Annotated in this window: 17 protein-coding genes; 6 read left to right on the top strand and 11 right to left on the bottom strand. The window is 62.5% G+C overall.

Features of this window, described 5'->3' with window-relative positions:
• Window positions 1-88: 88 nt before the first annotated feature.
• A complete protein-coding gene (locus tag PFLCHA0_RS22705) occupies window positions 89-880 on the bottom strand; it encodes a dienelactone hydrolase family protein (protein WP_015636662.1) in 792 nt (263 codons plus the stop codon).
• Between the two features lie 145 nt (window positions 881-1025).
• On the opposite strand from PFLCHA0_RS22705, the gene PFLCHA0_RS22700 reads away from it, so the two are divergent.
• From PFLCHA0_RS22700 to PFLCHA0_RS22690, 3 genes are all read left to right on the top strand, one after another.
• A complete protein-coding gene (locus PFLCHA0_RS22700) occupies window positions 1026-1628 on the top strand; it encodes an outer membrane beta-barrel protein (RefSeq protein ID WP_015636661.1) in 603 nt (200 codons plus the stop codon).
• 119 nt (window positions 1629-1747) lie between these two features.
• Window positions 1748-2425: a response regulator gene (locus PFLCHA0_RS22695; protein ID WP_011062733.1), complete on the top strand. Its 678-nt coding sequence runs from the start codon at window positions 1748-1750 to the stop codon at window positions 2423-2425.
• Window positions 2422-3768 (top strand): ATP-binding protein, encoded by a 1347-nt coding sequence (locus PFLCHA0_RS22690; RefSeq protein ID WP_011062732.1) that lies wholly within the window; start codon window positions 2422-2424, stop codon window positions 3766-3768. The genes PFLCHA0_RS22695 and PFLCHA0_RS22690 overlap by 4 nt, the downstream gene beginning before the upstream one ends.
• A 4-nt stretch (window positions 3769-3772) precedes the next feature.
• Here PFLCHA0_RS22690 and PFLCHA0_RS22685 read toward each other — a convergent pair whose 3' ends face one another.
• Window positions 3773-4771, bottom strand: a complete 999-nt coding sequence (locus tag PFLCHA0_RS22685; RefSeq protein WP_041752486.1) for an AraC family transcriptional regulator — start codon at window positions 4769-4771, stop codon at window positions 3773-3775.
• Between the two features lie 333 nt (window positions 4772-5104).
• Here PFLCHA0_RS22685 and PFLCHA0_RS22680 point away from each other — a divergent pair, with 333 nt between their 5' ends.
• Both PFLCHA0_RS22680 and PFLCHA0_RS22675 read left to right on the top strand, forming a co-directional pair.
• Complete coding sequence (locus tag PFLCHA0_RS22680) at window positions 5105-6436, top strand: dicarboxylate/amino acid:cation symporter (RefSeq protein WP_015636658.1); 1332 nt, start codon at window positions 5105-5107, stop codon at window positions 6434-6436.
• A 147-nt stretch (window positions 6437-6583) separates the two neighbouring features.
• On the top strand, window positions 6584-7765 hold the full coding sequence (locus PFLCHA0_RS22675; protein ID WP_011062729.1) for a CaiB/BaiF CoA transferase family protein: 1182 nt from the start codon (window positions 6584-6586) through the stop codon (window positions 7763-7765).
• Between the two features lie 33 nt (window positions 7766-7798).
• Here the strand turns inward: PFLCHA0_RS22675 and PFLCHA0_RS22670 are convergent, their stop codons facing one another.
• Window positions 7799-8293, bottom strand: a complete 495-nt coding sequence (locus PFLCHA0_RS22670; protein ID WP_011062728.1) for a SprT family zinc-dependent metalloprotease — start codon at window positions 8291-8293, stop codon at window positions 7799-7801.
• 151 nt (window positions 8294-8444) lie between these two features.
• The gene (locus PFLCHA0_RS22665; RefSeq protein WP_011062727.1) at window positions 8445-9047 is read right to left on the bottom strand and encodes a Yip1 family protein; all 603 of its coding nucleotides are present in this window, start codon (window positions 9045-9047) and stop codon (window positions 8445-8447) included.
• Window positions 9048-9338: 291 nt separating this feature from the next.
• Between PFLCHA0_RS22665 and ttcA the strand changes: the two genes are divergently transcribed.
• On the top strand, window positions 9339-10163 hold the full coding sequence (gene ttcA, locus PFLCHA0_RS22660; RefSeq protein WP_019094595.1) for a tRNA 2-thiocytidine(32) synthetase TtcA: 825 nt from the start codon (window positions 9339-9341) through the stop codon (window positions 10161-10163).
• A 44-nt stretch (window positions 10164-10207) separates the two neighbouring features.
• Here ttcA and PFLCHA0_RS22655 read toward each other — a convergent pair whose 3' ends face one another.
• The 7 genes from PFLCHA0_RS22655 to arsC form a co-directional block, all read right to left on the bottom strand.
• Window positions 10208-11743 (bottom strand): ArnT family glycosyltransferase, encoded by a 1536-nt coding sequence (locus PFLCHA0_RS22655; RefSeq protein ID WP_015636656.1) that lies wholly within the window; start codon window positions 11741-11743, stop codon window positions 10208-10210.
• Window positions 11744-11856: 113 nt separating this feature from the next.
• Window positions 11857-13608 carry a lipid IV(A) 4-amino-4-deoxy-L-arabinosyltransferase gene (gene arnT, locus PFLCHA0_RS22650; protein ID WP_041752483.1) on the bottom strand — a complete coding sequence of 584 codons (1752 nt, stop codon included), beginning with the start codon at window positions 13606-13608 and terminating at the stop codon, window positions 11857-11859.
• A gap of 244 nt (window positions 13609-13852) precedes the next feature.
• Window positions 13853-14518, bottom strand: coding sequence for a lipopolysaccharide core heptose(II)-phosphate phosphatase PmrG (pmrG, locus tag PFLCHA0_RS22645; protein WP_070100298.1), 666 nt, complete (start codon window positions 14516-14518; stop codon window positions 13853-13855).
• A gap of 453 nt (window positions 14519-14971) precedes the next feature.
• Window positions 14972-15643: a DNA-3-methyladenine glycosylase I gene (locus PFLCHA0_RS22640; RefSeq protein ID WP_041119501.1), complete on the bottom strand. Its 672-nt coding sequence runs from the start codon at window positions 15641-15643 to the stop codon at window positions 14972-14974.
• Between the two features lie 103 nt (window positions 15644-15746).
• A complete protein-coding gene (locus PFLCHA0_RS22635; RefSeq protein ID WP_041752482.1) occupies window positions 15747-16169 on the bottom strand; it encodes a DUF2069 domain-containing protein in 423 nt (140 codons plus the stop codon).
• Window positions 16162-16767 carry an NAD(P)H:quinone oxidoreductase gene (gene wrbA, locus PFLCHA0_RS22630; RefSeq protein ID WP_041752480.1) on the bottom strand — a complete coding sequence of 202 codons (606 nt, stop codon included), beginning with the start codon at window positions 16765-16767 and terminating at the stop codon, window positions 16162-16164. Before wrbA ends, PFLCHA0_RS22635 begins: the two co-directional genes overlap by 8 nt.
• A complete protein-coding gene (arsC, locus tag PFLCHA0_RS22625; RefSeq protein ID WP_041119496.1) occupies window positions 16764-17117 on the bottom strand; it encodes an arsenate reductase (glutaredoxin) in 354 nt (117 codons plus the stop codon). The genes wrbA and arsC overlap by 4 nt, the downstream gene beginning before the upstream one ends.
• Window positions 17118-17142 lie beyond the last annotated feature (25 nt).

Raw genomic sequence — 17142 nt, 5'->3', positions numbered from 1 at the left:
CTAGTGTGCCGGGTTGCTGCGTTTGAGGGTAGTCGGGTGAAGCGCAAAGGGTTGCCGCAGCGCACTGACCGCAACCCAGGTACGGCGGCTAGCCAAACAGTTTTTTGAAGAATGCCTGCATGTCTGCCCAGGAACGCTCATCGGCGGCCTTGTTGTAGCCGATGTCCGGCCCGCCGTGTTCGCCATGGCTCAGGCGGTCGGCATCGGGATTGCTGAAGCCATGCTTGGCTCCCTCCAGGCTGACGAAGCGGTAGTCGGCGCCGGCCTTGTCCATTTCCGTTTTGAAGGTGGTGACGTTGTCCGCCGTCACCATGCTGTCCTGGGCCCCATGTTCCACCAGGATCTTGGCCTTGACGCTGCCGGGGGTAGCCGGTGTGGCGGTGGCCAGGGCACCGTGGAAACTCACCACGCCGGCCAGGGGCAGGCCCTGGCGCGCGGCGTCCAGGACAATCTTGCCGCCAAAGCAGTAGCCGATGGCGGCGAGTTTCTGCGGATCGGTCTGCGGTTGCTGTTTCAACAGCTCAAGGCCGGCGTTGAAACGTGCACTGGCAGCGGTACTGTCCTTCAGCGCGGCCTGCATGAAGGCCATGGCGTCCGCCGGGTGTTCGGTGTGCTTGCCCTGGCCGTACATGTCGATGGCCAGGGCACTGTAGCCAAGGGCGGCAAGGTCCCGGGCCCGGCGCTTGGCGTAGTCGTTGAGGCCCCACCATTCATGCACCACCACGATGCCCGGGCGCGGGCCCTGTAGGGCGTCGTCGTAGGCGTAGTAGCCGATCAACTGAGTGCCGTCGGTGCTGCGATAGGGAATTTCCTGAGTCTTGATGGCGGCCTGGCTGAGGCTGCCGAGGGTTAACAGGACCAATGCGACGAGCATGCGCATGAGGGGAACTCCGGTTGAAAAGGTGTCAGCACAGCCTAGTCGATCTGGTTCAGGCGAGGTTAAGGGTGTGTTCAGGGGGAGTTCAGGGCGGGCTGTTTACTCTAGCCCCGTACCCAAAAAGCCAATAGCGCAAAGGAAACTTCCTATGACTTCATTGAAAAAACTGTTCCTGGCCTTTACCGTCTTCGGCGCCAGCGCCGCTGCCCAAGCCGCTGACAGCAACTTCGTTGGGTTGTCCTTCGGCCAGACCAGCGACAAGATCAACAAGTCCAGCCAGCTCAACAGCAACCTGGGCCACCCGAACGCCGATGGCGTGATCGGCAAGGACAACACCTGGGGCATACGCGCCGGTCAACAGAATGACCAGGGTCGTTACTACGCTACCTACGATTATGTGTCTGGCTCCCACAACGGCATTAAACTGCGCCAGCAGAACCTGCTGGGCAGCTACGATATGTTCCTGCCGGTGACCAGCAGCACCAAACTCTTTGGCGGCGGCACGGCCGGCCTGACCAAGCTGACTCAGGAGTCTCCGGGCTTCAGCCGTGACAGCGACATTGGTTACGCGGTGGGCGTACAGGCCGGCGTCCTGCAACAGGTTTCACAGAACACCTCGGTGGAGCTCGGCTACCGTTACCTGCGCAGCAATGCCGGGACCGAGATGAGCGAGCGCGGTGGCAGCAAGCAGGGTTCGCTGAGCCTTACCAGCAGCGCCCAGACCTACCTGTCGGCCAACTACGCTTTCTGATAAGCGGCCTGGCCTGGACCGCGCCGGATCGTGCCTTGGGCACGGTCCGGCGTTGGCGCATTAATCATCAGGGCGCAGGGGCGCCCCTGGAGATGTCGAATTTTGCCTGGGAGAGCGTTATGAAGTTGCTGGTCGTCGAAGATGAGGCGCTGTTGCGTCATCATTTGCAAACCCGCCTCACCGACAGCGGTCATGTCGTCGAGTCCGTGGCCAACGCCGAGGAGGCGCTGTATCAGACCGAGCAGTTCAACCACGATCTGGCGGTGATCGACCTGGGCCTGCCCGGCATGGGCGGGCTGGACCTGATCCGCCAGTTGCGCAACCGTGGCAAGACGTTCCCGATCCTCATCCTCACGGCCCGTGGCAACTGGCAGGACAAGGTCGAGGGCCTGGCGGCCGGTGCGGACGACTATGTGGTCAAGCCATTCCAGTTCGAAGAGCTGGATGCGCGCCTGAATGCGCTGCTGCGGCGCTCCAGTGGCTTTACCCAGTCCACCATCATTGCCGGGCCGCTGCTGCTGGACCTGAATCGCAAGCAGGCCTCCCTGGATGAGCAGCCCCTGGCCCTGACGGCCTATGAGTACCGGATTCTCGAATACCTGATGCGTCATCATCAGCAAGTGGTGGCCAAGGACCGGCTCATGGAGCAGTTGTACCCGGACGACGACGAGCGCGATCCGAATGTCATCGAAGTGCTGGTGGGCCGCTTGCGGCGCAAGCTTGAGGGGCCGTCGGGCTTCAAGCCGATCGATACGGTGCGTGGCCTGGGCTACCTGTTCAACGAGCGTTGCCGATGATTCGATCGCTGCGCCTGCGCCTGATGCTGGCCGCCACGACCCTGGCGGTGCTGTTCATGCTGGCCCTGCTGCCAGCCATGCAGGGGGCGTTCAGCCTGGCGTTGCAGGACTCTATCGAGCAGCGCCTGGCTTCCGATGTCACCACCCTGATCAGTGCGGCGCGGATCGAGAACAACCGCCTGCAGATGCCGGCGCAATTGCCCGACGAGCGCTTCAACCTCGCCGACAGCCGCCTGCTGGGCTACATCTACGATCGCGAAGGGCACCTGGTCTGGCGCTCGCGGGCGACCCAGGAAGAGAACATCAACTACCGGCCGCGGTACGACGGGCGTGGCAATGAGTTCGCCAGGATCCGCGAAGCCAACGGCCAGGAGTTCTTTGTCTACGACGTCGAGATCAAGCTGCTGGGGGGCAAGAGCGCGGCCTTCAGTATCGTCGCGCTGCAGCCGGTGCGTGAGTACCAGCAAACCCTGGAAGGCGTTCGGGAAAACCTCTACCTGGGGTTCGGCGCTGCCTTGCTGGTGCTCCTGGCACTGCTCTGGCTCGGCCTGACCTGGGGATTGCAAGCCTTGCGACGCTTGAGCCAGGAGCTGGACCAGATCGAAAGCGGCACCCGCCAGAGCCTCAGTGAGGAGCACCCGCGCGAGCTGTTGCGCCTGACGGGCTCGTTGAACCGCCTGCTGCAAAGCGAGCGCGAGCAGCGCAGCCGCTATCGTGACTCCCTGGATGACCTGGCCCACAGCCTGAAAACCCCGTTGACGGTGTTGCAGGGCGTGAGCGAGGACATGGCGCAACGCCCCCAGGATCGTGAGCAGGCCTGGGTGCTGCAGGCGCAGATCGAGCGCATGAGCCAGCAGATCAGTTACCAGTTGCAGCGCGCCAGCCTGCGCAAGAGCGGCCTGGTGCGCCACCAGGTGCGGCTGCGGCCGGTGCTGCAAAGCCTCTGCGACACCCTGGACAAGGTCTATCGCGACAAGCAGGTACGGGTGTCCTTCGACTTGCCGGAACGCTGCTACCTGCCGATCGAGCACGGCGCTTTGCTGGAGTTGCTCGGCAACCTGTTGGAGAACGCTTATCGCCTGTGCCTGAGCTCAGTGCGCATCAGCGTGCGCGAGACCCTGGAAGGCTCCGAGTTGTGTGTGGAAGACGACGGCCCCGGCGTGCCACCCGATCAGCGGGCGCGGATTCTGCAGCGCGGTGAGCGCCTGGATCGCCAGCACCCGGGGCAGGGCATCGGCCTGGCGGTGGTCAAGGACATCATCGAGAGCTACGGCGCGCAACTGACCCTGGGGGATTCGGCCCTGGGGGGGGCGGCCTTCCGGATTCACTTTCCGGCCCTGTAGGGGGCTACTGTTCCCGGGCGCGGTAGGCGCCCGGGGTCAGGCCGGTCCATTTCTTGAACGCCCGGTGAAAGGCCGAGGGCTCGGAAAAACCCAGTTGTTCGGCGATCTGTTGCAATGACAGGTCGGCCCGGCCGAGGTGGTAGATGGCAATGTCGCGGCGCAGCTCATCCTTCAGCTCCTGAAAGCTCGAACCTTCTTCGCGTAGATGCCGGCGCAGGGTCTGCGGGCTGACGTGCAGGTGCTGGGCGACGCTTTCCAGGTCGGGCCAGTGCTCGCGGTCGCGACTGAGCAGGCGGCGCAGCTGGCTGCTGAGGCTGTCGCCTTCATCCGGGCGCGACAACAGGTCGGCGGGAGAGCGTTCGAGGAAGTGCTTGAGGGTGCGTTCGTCCTGCAGCAGCGGCATGCCCAGGTAGCGACTGTGGAACAGCAGGCTGCTGCGCTCCTGGGTGAATTGCAGCGGGCAAGGGAAAAGCAGGTCGTATTCCGCGCCGTGATCGGGCTTGGGGTAGCTGAAGCAGGCCTGCTCCAGGCGGATGCGCTGGCCGATCAACCAACTGCCGAGGCGATGCCAGATCACCAGCAGGCTCTCGCTGAGAAAGTGCTCGGGATCCCATAGCTCGGAATCATCCAGGCTCAGCCGGGCCATTTCTCCTTCACGCGTCAGACTCAGACGCGGGGCTTCCGGAAACAGGCTATAAAATAATAAGCCGCGATTGAGTGCTTTTTCCAAGGTACGGCAGTGGATCAGCGCGTGGCACATCATGGCGAAGGTCCCGCGCTTGCTGGGGCCATGGCCGAACCCGAGGTACTCGTCATCCAGCTCCAGCCACAGTTGCTGCAATAGACGGGTGAATTGCTCGGGGGCGATACGGGCCTTGGGTTGGTTCAGCAGTTCGGGGCTGATGCCCAACTGATGCAGCAGGGGCGCGTAGTCATAGCCGTGCCGGCGTGCTCCGCCCAAGGCGGCACGGGCAAAGTGGCTGGCGATGGTGCGTTCGCGCATGCAGGCAGGTCCGTCCATTGAGTGGCGGATCTTAGCCAGCCCCCAGGAAGGGAACAAGGCGGATATCCGCCAAATTGTAGGACGAGAGAGGGTGAGTGGGCGGAAATCCGCCAGCTTCAGCCTGCGCAACGGATGCAAGGATCAGCCCGCACCCCTGATGTCTAAAGGCCTGCAAGGCTTTTTCACAAGGTGGCACGGGCTTTGCGATAGAGCCGGAAGATCTGCCAGCACGCAGCTCGACACAACAAATCCCTCCAGCGCAGGAGGGTTCGCACTTTAGGCACCGCATGCATCGACGGAAAGTGCATGCCGGGGCTCTTGAGGAAACTTGCAATGACGACTCGTCAGCCACTGTACAAATCCCTGTATTTCCAGGTGATCGTTGCCATCGCCATCGGCATCCTGCTCGGCCACTTCTACCCTCAGACCGGCGTGGCTCTCAAGCCCCTGGGTGACGGCTTCATCAAACTGATCAAGATGGTCATCGCTCCGATCATTTTCTGTACCGTGGTGAGTGGTATCGCCGGCATGCAGAACATGAAGTCGGTGGGCAAGACCGGCGGCTATGCGCTGCTGTACTTCGAAATCGTCTCCACCATCGCCCTGCTGATCGGCCTGATCGTGGTCAACGTGGTGCAGCCGGGGGCCGGCATGCACATCGACGCTTCGACCCTGGACGCCTCGAAAGTTGCAGCCTACGTGACTGCCGGTAATGACCAGAGCATCGTCGGCTTCATCCTCAACATCATCCCGGCCACCATCGTCGGCGCCTTCGCCAATGGCGATATCCTGCAGGTGCTGATGTTCTCCGTGGTGTTCGGTTTCGCCCTGCATCGCCTGGGCGCCTACGGCAAGCCGGTGCTGGATTTCATCGACCGTTTCGCCCATGTGATGTTCAACATCATCAACATGATCATGAAGCTCGCGCCCCTGGGTGCGCTGGGCGCCATGGCGTTCACCATTGGTGCCTACGGTGTGGGTTCCCTGGTGCAACTGGGTCAACTGATGATCTGCTTCTACATCACCTGCGTGGTGTTCGTGCTGGTGGTCCTGGGGGCAATCTGCCGCGCCCACGGCTTCAGCGTGATCAAGCTGATCCGCTACATCCGTGAAGAACTGCTGATCGTGCTGGGGACTTCCTCCTCGGAATCGGCCCTGCCGCGCATGCTGATCAAGATGGAACGCCTGGGCGCCAAGAAGTCGGTGGTCGGCCTGGTGATCCCTACCGGTTATTCGTTCAACCTCGACGGTACTTCGATCTACCTGACCATGGCTGCGGTGTTCATTGCCCAGGCCACTGATACCCACATGGACATCACTCACCAGATCACCCTGCTGCTGGTGCTGCTGCTGTCTTCCAAAGGCGCTGCCGGTGTGACGGGCAGTGGATTCATCGTCCTGGCCGCGACCCTGTCGGCCGTGGGTCACCTGCCGGTGGCCGGCCTGGCGCTGATCCTGGGTATCGACCGCTTCATGTCCGAAGCTCGCGCCCTGACCAACCTGGTGGGCAACGCCGTGGCTACCGTAGTGGTTGCCAAGTGGGTCAAGGAGCTGGACGAAGACAAGCTGCAATCCGAGCTGGCTTCCGGTGGCCGGCCGATTACCGACACCCGTGAAACCGATGACCTGGGTGTGGCCGAAGGCCCGGCACCGAACATCAAGTAAGCCTTGAGCTATATAAGGAACCCGCTTCGGCGGGTTTTTTATTGCCTGGCGATTGAGCGCAACGGTCAGCCCGGCTGACTGTTGCGGTGATTGTTGCGGGCGTCGCGGCTGCCTACTCTGTGGGCTGCCGATCAAGAGGAGAGGGCTATGCAAGGGCCGTTGGCGTCACTCAAGGTACTGGATTTCTCCACCCTGCTGCCGGGGCCCTTCGCCTCGTTGCTGCTGGCGGACATGGGCGCCGAGGTCCTGCGCATCGAGTCGCCGACCCGCATGGATCTGTTGCGGGTGTTGCCGCCCCACGATGCCGGGGTTTCCGCCAGCCACGCTTATCTCAACCGCAACAAGCGCAGCCTGGCCCTGGACCTCAAGCGTCCCGAAGCGCTGGAGGTGGTGCGGCAACTGGTGCAGGACTACGACATTGTTCTCGAACAGTTCCGCCCGGGCGTGATGGAGCGCCTGGGGCTGGGTTACCAGGCCTTGAAGGCGATCAACCCGCGGCTGATCTACGTCTCCATTACCGGCTATGGCCAGACCGGCCCCTACCGGGACCGCGCCGGGCATGACATCAACTACCTGGCCCTGGCCGGGCTGGCCAGCCAGACCGGCCGCCGCGATCAGGGACCATTACCCCTGGGCATCCAGGCCGCGGATATCGCCGGGGGCTCGCTGCATGGGGTGATCGGCCTGTTGGCGGCGGTGATCGCGCGCCAGCACAGCGGCCAGGGACAGTACCTGGACGTGAGCATGACCGACTGCGTGTTCAGCCTGAACGCCATGGCCGGTGCCGGCTACCTGGCCTGTGGGGTCGAGCCCGGAATGGAGCAGCAGGTGCTCAATGGTGGCAGCTTTTATGACTACTACCGCAGCCGGGACGGGCGCTGGCTGTCGGTGGGCAGTCTGGAACCGGTGTTCATGCAGCAGTTGTGTCAGGCCCTGGGCCGCCCGGAGCTGGTGGCCCAGGGCCTGTCTCCCTTGCCCGAACAGCAACAGGCACTGAAGCAGGCCTTGCAGGTCGAATTCGAGAAACACGATTTCGCCGAGTTGTGCCAGCTGTTCGCTGGTTTCGATGCCTGCGTCGAGCCGGTGCTGAGCCTGGGCGAGGCCCTGGAACATCCGCAGTTGCAGGCCAGGCAACTGGTCAGCCAGGTGCCCCGTGAAGACGGCAGCCGGCAGGCGCAGATGGCCTGCCCGTTGAAGTTTTCCGAGGGGCTGCCAGAGCCGCGGCATATTGGCGCCAGGTTGGGGGCGCATTCCGATCAGGTGCTGGAGGAACTGGGCTACAGCGCCGAGCGCATCGAGGCACTGCGGCGCGAGCGGGTCATCGCGTAGCTGCGGGTTTGCCGAGGCAGTGCTTTAAAACTGTCACTCGACCCTGGTTTCCCCGCTGTAGACCAGGGTTTGCCGACAACGCCGGCACAGATAGCGACGCCCCTGGGCCACCAGTTTGTGGCGTTGGGCGGAGAACGGGAAATCGCTCTCGGCGCAGGGGCAGCGGTAGATATAGCGGGTCACGCTACGACGCTTGACGTCGTAGGTATGACAACGATTGGGCGGCAGTTCGTACACCCCGCGCATGATCAGTTGCCACTCTTCACCGTGGGGCTGGATACGTTCGCCAAACAGTTGGTGGGCGATCAGGTGTGCCACTTCGTGGGCCACGGTCTGCTTGAGGAAGTCCTCGGTGTTTTCCCGGTACAGCTGCGGGTTGAAGCGCAGCAGGTTCTCGTGCAAATGGGCGACACCGGCTTTCTGGCCACGCAACTTGAGGCTGACCACCGGGCGTTTGAAAGGACGTTTGAAAAAGGATTCAGCGAGTTGGAAACAATCTTCGACGCGGGTATTGAGTTGCTCGGGCATGCTTAACGGCTCTCCAGAGGGAGTGAGTATGCCGCAAACAGGGGGGATTCCGAATCGCCCAGGCGCCGAATGGTCATCCACCCCGCGCCCATAAGAAGGCCGCCTTGCGGCGGCCTGTGCTGGCAGACAGAGGATTATTATTGGTGCGGCGTCAGTTGGTGTACACGGGGCCGACGCCCAGGCCCCAGACAATCACGGTGAAGGCCATGATCGCGACCAGTACCACCAGGCCTACTGCCAGCACTGAGCTGGAAAACAGGAACCCCTCGTCCGACGGGATATTCATGAAGGTCGGCAGCCCGACATACAGCAGGTAGACCGTGTAGCAGATGGCGGCAGTGCCGACGATCATGCCCAGCCACATGTGCGGGTACAGCGCCGCCAGGCCACCGACGAACAGCGGTGTGGCGGTGTAGGTGGCAAAGGCCACGCAACGTGCCAGGCTCGGGCTGGCGTCATAGGTCCGGGCCATCCAGTGGATGAACGCGCCCATCACCGCCACGCCGCCAAGCATGGCCAGGTACGACATGATGGTCATCCACAGGGCGCTTTCCATGGTCAACATCACCGGCGCGCGATTGCCGATGACCCAGCCGACCTGGGTGGTGCCGATAAAAGCCGAAATGGCGGGGATTGCCGCGAGGATCAGCGTATGGGTGAGGTACATGTGGCTGATGCTTTCCTCGGCATCGCCACGGATGTCTCGCCATTCCTGATCGGGGTGGGTGAAGAGTCCTACGACATGATGAATCATGGTCAGTCACTCCTTTATTGTTGCCATCGCCCCCCAACGGAGCGCTTACAGCCAAGTGGCACAGTCAGTATAGGTCTATATGTGCATGCGACCTTATGTCGCAGTATAGGGAGGAGTTTTCCGCAGATGTGCGCACCTTTAGAGCAAATTGCGCTGTAAACCCCCGGGCTAATCGCTGCTGCATCTGTCATTGCAGCCCCGGCACCGCTGCTCTGCGGCGCTTTCACGGGGCTGGGGTTTTTGCGTAAAATGTCCGGCTTTTCGTCACATACCTCGCGGATTTCAAGAGCCATGGGCACTCTTACGGTCAACCAGAACAAACTGCAGAAACGTCTTCGCCGCCAGGCGGGCGAAGCGGTCGCCGATTTCAACATGATCGAAGAGGGCGACAAGGTCATGGTCTGCCTGTCCGGCGGCAAGGACAGCTACACCATGCTCGACGTGCTGCTGCACCTGCAGAAGGTGGCGCCGATCAAGTTCGAGATCGTCGCGGTGAACATGGACCAGAAACAGCCAGGCTTTCCCGAGCACGTGCTGCCGGCCTACCTCAAGGAGCTGGGGATCGAGTACCACATTGTCGAGAAGGACACCTATTCGGTGGTCAAGGAGCTGATCCCGGAAGGCAAGACCACCTGCTCGCTATGCTCGCGCCTGCGTCGCGGCACCCTGTACACCTTCGCCGACGAAATCGGCGCCACCAAGATGGCCTTGGGTCACCACCGCGACGATATCGTCGAGACCTTCTTCCTCAACATGTTCTACAACGGTTCGCTCAAGGCCATGCCGCCCAAGCTGCTGGCCGATGACGGGCGCAACGTGGTAATCCGCCCGCTGGCCTATTGCAGCGAGAAGGACATCCAGGCCTATTCCGACCTCAAGCAGTTCCCGATCATCCCGTGCAACCTCTGCGGTTCCCAGGAGAACCTGCAACGCCAGGTGGTCAAGGAGATGCTTCAGGAATGGGAGCGCAAGACTCCAGGGCGTACCGAAAGCATCTTCCGCGGCCTGCAGAACGTGATCCCCTCGCAACTGGCGGACCGCAATCTGTTCGACTTCGCCAGCCTGCGCATCGACGACAGCGCCGCGCCGCGTTTCGTCAATGTGGTGAACCTCTGATCCGATCCTGGTGAATCCGTGATGCGCTTGCGCAGCCCGGTCATTCAGCTCCCCGGCATGCGGGGAATGAAGGCCACGCTGCCTTGCGCCGGTTTCTTGGCCAGGCGCTCACCGTTGGTCGGGGTGGTGCGGACCAGTTGATGATCCTCGCCCAGATACCCCAGCATCAGCGGTTCATCGTGCTTCTGCTGGACGAAGATCAGGGTGCGCTGCGGGTCCCAGTGCTGGCCACTGGTATTGTCCAGCCAGGCCATGAAGTCCGCGCTGCTGCCGTTACGCGGGAAATCTGCGGTTTCTGCCACGTAGTAGAAGGGTGCGCCCTGGTTCTGCAGGTACATCGGCAGTTTGTTATCGATTTCCACCATGACCATCCGCCATTGATTCCAGGGAGCGATCCGGCTCGCGGCGGCCCGGGTATCGGCGCTGAACTGCATCACCCCCCCGCCGCTGTTGCTCCAGGGGTAGGCAACCCCCAGCACCAGCAGCATGACCAGGGCCGCACAGGAGAAGCCGAGGGGCCAGCCACGGGAAACGGGTTTGCCGGCGGCCTGGCGTAGCTGCAGCCGACGGTTGAGCCACCAGGCACCGAGCAACTGAGCGAAGGGCACCAGGGGCAGAACGTAATAGCTGCGCCGGCTGCCACTGGCGGTGAAGAACAGGAACAGCAGCCCCAGGGCCCACACCAGCCAGCGTTCATTGGGTTGCAACTGGCGCCAGTGCCGGGCCGCCAGCCATAGGCCGAGGATCCAGCAGGGCGCCCAGGGCAAGGTATAGGCCGGCAGGTAGATCAGGTAGGTGTAGATCGGCCCGACATGGTCGAAGGGGTTGAAGAAACGCACCACATTCTCGCGAAACACCAGGCTCAGGCCGCTTTCCCCGTAGCTGGGAGCGCCGTACAGGTGCGAGAGAACGAAGGGCACCATGTAGAACAGCGCGGCGATGCTCAAGGCCAGCAACAGGCGCAGGTTCAGGTGGCGTTTCCAGCGCCCCTGGCTCAGCAGGTGTGGCAACAGGATCAGCCCCGGCAGGACGAAGCCGATCAGCCCCTTGAGCAGCGAGGTCGCCGCCAGTATCAGGAAGAACACCGTATAGCGGCCCAGGCGGGTATCTTCCGGGCCGCGCCAGTACCACCACACTGCAGCCAATACGCCACAGACGGTCAGGACGTCGGCCGTGGCCACCCGCGCCCAGAAGGCGAAATAGAAGGTGGTGGCCAGCATCCAGCCGGCGATCAGCCCAGTGCCTTTGTGGAACAGCCGTTCGCCGATCAGGTAAACCAGCCAGATGCTCAGCCATGCGGCGATCACCGAGGACAGGCGCAGCGACCAGTGCCCCAGGCCCCCCATCAGCCAGGCGCTGGCGGTAATCAGCCAGTAGGAGGGCAGCGGCTTGTCGTAGTAGGGAGCGCCCTTGAGGTAAGGGTCGAAATAGTCGCCACTCTGCAACATCTGCAAGGCGATGTTGGCCCAGCGGGTCTCCGGCCCCCAGAGTTCACGGGAGCCCAGGCCCAGCAGCAGGATCAAGGCAGACACGCCGAGCAGCAGGGCCAGGGCCCTGCGTTCGCTGCGAAACAGATTCATAGATGGATTTCCAGAGCGGCGGTGGGAAAAGTCGCAGCCATCCAGGGCATCGAAGCGTGAAGAAAAGCCAGCGCCAACCGTGGTCGGCGCTGTCGTTACAAGGGTACCCAGGGTCAGGGTTGGCTTTGTGGCAGGATCAGGACCAGCATATTGCCTTCCTCATAGCGCTTGCCTCCGGGCGGCAGCAGCGCCACTTCCTCGCTTTCCACCACGTCCTTGACCCGCATCACCACACCCACCGAACCCTGTTTGCGGGCCTCGCTGACCCACTGCCCGACCTCGGCCATGCTTACCTTGCGCTGCGCCGAATCAGCATAAGCCAGGCCATATTTCAATTCGCCCTCGGTGTTGTACAGCGTCACCTCCGGGCGCTGCAGGCGCCAGGCCAGGGCCGAGGCGGCGCCCAGGTCATTGCTCAGCAGCGTCTTGGTCTGCCTGAGCTCCTCGATATGTTCCTTGATGAACTGGTCCGGCATCTGGTTATGCACGATGAACCCCGGCATGCCCGCCGGCAGCAGGGCCACCAGCAACCAGATGCCCAGGGCCGGGGCCGCCCAGTACTGCAGCGGACGGGCGGCCGGCAGCAGGTTGGCGATGATCCAGCCCATCAGCATGATGAACACCAGGGACAGGCCGAGCATCTCGTTGTGGCCGTAGACCGGCCGGGTGAGCTGGATGTACAGCAGGGCCACCATGGCCGCCACGCCGATCAGCAGGTTGAGCAGGCTGTTGATGCGGATGCTCCGGCCCTGGCTGGCGTTGATACGGTCGATCAGGGCGCTGCCCATGAGCACGGCCAGAGGCAGCAGGCACGGCATGATGTAGGTTGGCAGCTTGCCGCGGCTCAGGCTGAAGAACGCCAGGGGCAGCAGGAACCACAGCAGCAGGAAACCGGTCGGGGCCTGGCGCTTGTCTTTCCAGGCTTGCATGAATGTGCCCGGCAACAGGGCTGCCCAGGGCAGGCTGGAGGCCACCAGCAGCGGCAGGTAGAACCACCAGGGGCGGGTATGTTGGGCGTTGTCGGCGGCGAAGCGGCGAATGTGCTCGTGCCAGAAGAAGAAACGCCAGAAGTCGGGCTCGTGGGCGTGGATGCTCAATACCCAGGGCAGGCTGATGCCGATCGCTACCAGCACGGCCACCAGCCCGTAGCGCAGCAGTTCGCCCAGACGGCGTTGCCAGATCATGTAGGGCAGGGCGATGAGTACCGGCAACAGCCAGGCCAGGAAACCCTTGGTCATGAAGCCCATGCCACAGGCGACGCCCAGCCCGGCCCATGCCAGCAGGCGTTCGCGGGTGGTTCGGCCGTCCAGGGCGAACCACAGGGCTACCAGGCTCAGGTTGACCCACAAGGTGAACTGCGGATCAAGGTTGGAGTATCCGGCTTGGCCGGCAATCAGGCCGAAGCTCATATAAAGCAAGGCGGCGGCGAGGCTCTTGCGCGGGTCGTTCCACATGCGGCGGGTGATCAGGTAGGCCAGCAGTACGCTCAGGCCGGTGCTCAGGGCCGAGGCAATGCGCACGCCGAACAGGTTGTCGCCAAAGACCGCCTGGCCGATGGCGATCAACCAATAGCCGGCGATGGGCTTCTCGAAGTAGCGGATGCCCATGAAGTGTGGCGCCACCCAGTCGCCACTGAGCAGCATTTCCTGGCTGATCTGGGCGTAGCGGGTCTCGTCGGGAATCCACAGGCCGTGGCTGGTCAGAGGTAGCAGGTAGAACAGGCCGAAGGCCACGAGCAACAGAGGAAGTGCCCAGCGCTGGAGAGTGCTGGTTGTACTTGCGCCGAGGGTAAAGCCGGACGGCGGGGCGCTTGTTCCATAAGCGGGGGGCGGCGAAGTGCGGTGCATTTGTATCCTCGAAGTCATTGGCCGATAGCGATTTTGTTATTTGCTGGGGGTTGCTGACAAAGCGTCAATTTTGTGGAGCTGTTGGCTTTCCCAAGTTCGCGAAGTTTCAGCGGGCAGCATTCATTTGTTTGAGAGGTTTTTTCATAAATGCGGCTGTCCGTTTCTTATTAGTACAGAAATTTTTTAAGTCAATTAATTAGCCGGCAAGTGTGTCGCTTCCCCTAATAAAGTCTGTTGGCATGTTGTTAAAAACAGTTACAAGTTACTCAAGGGGTTGATCAAGTACACGCTGCCAGCTGCCCGCATCCAGGGTTCCCAGTACTTGCATGTGGCCTTGTGGATCCAGAGTGATAAACAACGAGCTGGTGTATTCGCTGGCCAAGGCGTGCGGGTAGCCCAGCTGGCGTTCCAGGCTACTGATGCAGTCGCTGTGGGTTATCAGGATCAGATTGCGCTTGAGTGACTTGTGCGCCTTGATCGTCTGCTGGAAATGCTCGTCACAGGTGGCCAGCCAGTCCTGGGTCTGCGCCGCACCGTTGAACATGAATTCCGTCGTTTGCCGGGTGCGGGTTGCGGGGCTGCTGATGACATCGGTGGCGGCCATGCCCAGGGTGCGAAAGGCTCGTCCCAGGTCGCTGGCGCTGTGGCTTCCGAGCTGGGTAATGCCATCGGCGGGCCCCAGGCAGGGGTTGGCGGAGCGGTCACAACGCTCGGCATGGCGGACCAGGACTATCACTTCGCCCCCTTGCCAGTGGCGGTAGATGTTGGCCTGCTGCATCTGGTTGCCGACCCCCAGGTCGCGAGGTGTGACGGGCCACAGGACAAAGCCGCTGACCAGGATTGCCAGGGCCGCCGCACAGACGCCACCGACGATTCGCCAGGTTCGGGGGGGCTTGTTGCCAGTGCCGGATTCAGCGGTGTTGAGCACGTGGTGTACCTGAGTAGGTTTTTGCCGAGTGTTGGTTATTCGGGTTGGAACTGGTGCGTTGAAGACGAACGACATGCAGCCACTGGAACCCGCACTGCAACTGGGGCCAATTTAGGTCGGGCCAGGTGGGCGAAGAGTGAAAGCAATGTGAAAAAAACGAATGGGCGACGGCAGTTCTTTTAAAACCGGACAGCCTTTGTTCAGGTTGTTGGCCCGAACGCTGCTTTAGTTATCCGGTTATGCACGTCAGATGGCTTCGGGAGGTTATTCCCGGAGTTTCGTTTTTATCGTTGAGGCAAGTGCGAGGCGAACTTTATCCGATAAAAAACAGCGGATGAAAAATCCTCGCGTTTAGTTCAGCTTATTGTCAGCTTGGGCTGGAGGGCGGGCATGAGAAGGGAGGTTTTCCTGCCCGTTGTTTCGGGCAGGAAGTGATGCTGGGGAGCGGGCGGCTCAGTGATTGACGGTGTAGGCCAGCATTGCCGACAGCTGGCACAGTGGCCGGCCGCTCTCCTGCTGCCATTGGTTGAATACTTCCTGCACCAGGGCCTGGTCGCGTTTGCTGCTGGGCACCTTGTCGATGATGTTCTGGGCATTGAGGGCCGCGACCACGTCCCAGGTGGGGATAAAGGTGTCCTTGCCCACCATACGCAGGAAGCGCGGGGCAGACAGCCCGCCCATCTGGTTGCCATGTTTGGCCAGGTACTGCCAGAGCCCGGTGATGTCCTGCACCGGCCAGTCGGCGATGAAGGCGCCAAAGCTGCCGCGCTGCTTTTGCACATCGAGGATCATCTGCGCGTTGCGCGGCACGCTCTTGAGCTTGCCCAAGTGGCGGATGATCCGCGTGTCCTGCATCAGCCGCTCCAGGTGCTCGGCGCCCATCAGCACCACCTTGTCCGGGTCGAAGCCGAAAAACACCTGCTCGAACGCCGGCCATTTGGCGTCCACCAGGCTGTGTTTGAGCCCGGCGCGGAAAACCCGCAGGGCCAGGGTCGAGAGGTAGCGGTCGGCGCTTAATGCGCGCAGGTAGTCGTCGCTGGCCGGGGTGGGCAACTGGGCTTCCAGGGCCGCAGCGGAACCGAAGCGGTTGAGACAGTATTCATTCAGCCATTTGTAATCGTGCATGCCTGCTCCGGGACGGTCGGGAGGGTCGGAAAGTCTGTTGACCAAGGTTGGGGCCTTTGGCGGCATTACAAGTTCCCCGGGAGCCGGGGAACCTGGGGCGGATTCAGGCCGGGCTGGCGCCTTCGCCCGCGAGCCGGCGATCAAGCTGGAAGCGCCAGCGCACGTAGAGCAGCGCCGAAGTGAACACGGCCAGGCTGGCGAACATCTCCAGCAGGCCGAACATTTGGCGGTTCGGGTCGTAGGCCGCCAGGGCGCCCTTGATGAAGTACAGGTTGACCACGAAGCACATCCACGAATGGCCACGGGCACTGCCGCTGAGCATGCCGGGGGCCATCAGCAGCAGCGGCACCAGCTCGATCAGCAGGATGACCCAGGGGCGGGCACCGTGCAGATCGGCCACCAGCAGGTAATACCCGCAAAGCAGCCCCACCAGGCCGAAGAAGCAGACCAGGCTGAGGATTCGCATCAGGCGGACCCGGGGCTCCAGCCATTCCACCGGGGGCAGGATCTTCGGCTTCTTAGCCACGGCCGTTCTCCAGTCGCAGGGCGGTTTTCGCCAGACGCAGGCCCAGGGCCCGGCACAGCGCAATCTCGTGTTCGTCCAGTGGGCTCTTGCCATCTGCTCCGGCATGGTGGCTGGCGCCATACGGGGTGCCGCCACCGCGGGTTTCCAGCAGGGCCGACTCGCTGTAGGGCAGGCCGGTGATCAGCATGCCGTGATGCAGCAACGGCAGCATCATCGATAGCAGGGTGGCTTCCTGGCCGCCATGCAGGCTGGCGGTCGAGGTGAACACGCCGGCAGGCTTGCCCACCAGGGCACCGGTCAGCCAGAGGTTGCTGGTACCGTCGAGAAAATACTTCAGCGGCGCTGCCATGTTGCCGAAGCGGGTCGGGCTGCCCAGGGCCAGCCCTGAGCAGTGCTTCAGATCGTCGAGGCTGGCGTACAGGGCGCCGCTGTCGGGGATGTCCGGGGTGACCGCCTCGCATTCCGCGGAGATCGCCGGGACAGTGCGCAGACGAGCCTCCAGGCCGGCCTGCTCGACGCCGCGGGCGATCTGCCGGGCCATCTCGTTGGTCGAGCCGTTGCGGCTGTAGTACAGGACCAGGATATAGGGCGCGCTCAAGGCAGGATCTCCAGCACGTTTTCCGGCGGCCGGCCAATGATGGCCTTGTCGCCGGCTTCGAGAATCGGCCGCTCCATGAGTTTCGGGTGCTGGGCAATGGCGGCGACCAGTTGCTCTTCGCTGAGGCTCGGGTCGGCCAGGTTGAGGGTCTTGTACTCGTCCTCGCCGGTGCGCAATAGCTGGCGCGCGCTGAGGCCGAGCTTGGCCAGAAGGCTGCGCAACTGGGCGGCATCCAGTGGGGTTTCCAGGTAGCGGACCACGGTCGGGGCCAGGCCGCGTTGTTCCAGAAGTTCCAGCGCACCGCGGGATTTCGAGCAGCGCGGGTTGTGATAAAGCGTCAGATCGGTCATGTGCGGGTCGCATCTTGCGTAAGGT

The sequence above is a fragment of the Pseudomonas protegens CHA0 genome, assembly GCF_000397205.1.
Taxonomy (GTDB): domain Bacteria; phylum Pseudomonadota; class Gammaproteobacteria; order Pseudomonadales; family Pseudomonadaceae; genus Aquipseudomonas; species Aquipseudomonas protegens.
Note: the sequence above shows the minus strand (reverse complement) of the source record. Positions and strands in the feature narration are given on the sequence as shown.

Excerpts from the sequence above, each read along its gene's own strand:
- PFLCHA0_RS22705 (WP_015636662.1), bottom strand. The coding sequence starts at position 880 with ATGCGCATGCTCGTCGCATTGGTCCTGTTAACCCTCGGCAGCCTCAGC.
- PFLCHA0_RS22700 (WP_015636661.1), top strand. The coding sequence starts at position 1,026 with ATGACTTCATTGAAAAAACTGTTCCTGGCCTTTACCGTCTTCGGCGCC.
- PFLCHA0_RS22695 (WP_011062733.1), top strand. The coding sequence starts at position 1,748 with ATGAAGTTGCTGGTCGTCGAAGATGAGGCGCTGTTGCGTCATCATTTG.
- PFLCHA0_RS22690 (WP_011062732.1), top strand. The coding sequence starts at position 2,422 with ATGATTCGATCGCTGCGCCTGCGCCTGATGCTGGCCGCCACGACCCTG.
- PFLCHA0_RS22685 (WP_041752486.1), bottom strand. The coding sequence starts at position 4,771 with ATGCGCGAACGCACCATCGCCAGCCACTTTGCCCGTGCCGCCTTGGGC.
- PFLCHA0_RS22680 (WP_015636658.1), top strand. The coding sequence starts at position 5,105 with ATGACGACTCGTCAGCCACTGTACAAATCCCTGTATTTCCAGGTGATC.
- PFLCHA0_RS22675 (WP_011062729.1), top strand. The coding sequence starts at position 6,584 with ATGCAAGGGCCGTTGGCGTCACTCAAGGTACTGGATTTCTCCACCCTG.
- PFLCHA0_RS22670 (WP_011062728.1), bottom strand. The coding sequence starts at position 8,293 with ATGCCCGAGCAACTCAATACCCGCGTCGAAGATTGTTTCCAACTCGCT.
- PFLCHA0_RS22665 (WP_011062727.1), bottom strand. The coding sequence starts at position 9,047 with ATGATTCATCATGTCGTAGGACTCTTCACCCACCCCGATCAGGAATGG.
- ttcA (WP_019094595.1), top strand. The coding sequence starts at position 9,339 with ATGGGCACTCTTACGGTCAACCAGAACAAACTGCAGAAACGTCTTCGC.
- PFLCHA0_RS22655 (WP_015636656.1), bottom strand. The coding sequence starts at position 11,743 with ATGAATCTGTTTCGCAGCGAACGCAGGGCCCTGGCCCTGCTGCTCGGC.
- arnT (WP_041752483.1), bottom strand. The coding sequence starts at position 13,608 with ATGACTTCGAGGATACAAATGCACCGCACTTCGCCGCCCCCCGCTTAT.
- PFLCHA0_RS22640 (WP_041119501.1), bottom strand. The coding sequence starts at position 15,643 with ATGCACGATTACAAATGGCTGAATGAATACTGTCTCAACCGCTTCGGT.
- arsC (WP_041119496.1), bottom strand. The coding sequence starts at position 17,117 with ATGACCGATCTGACGCTTTATCACAACCCGCGCTGCTCGAAATCCCGC.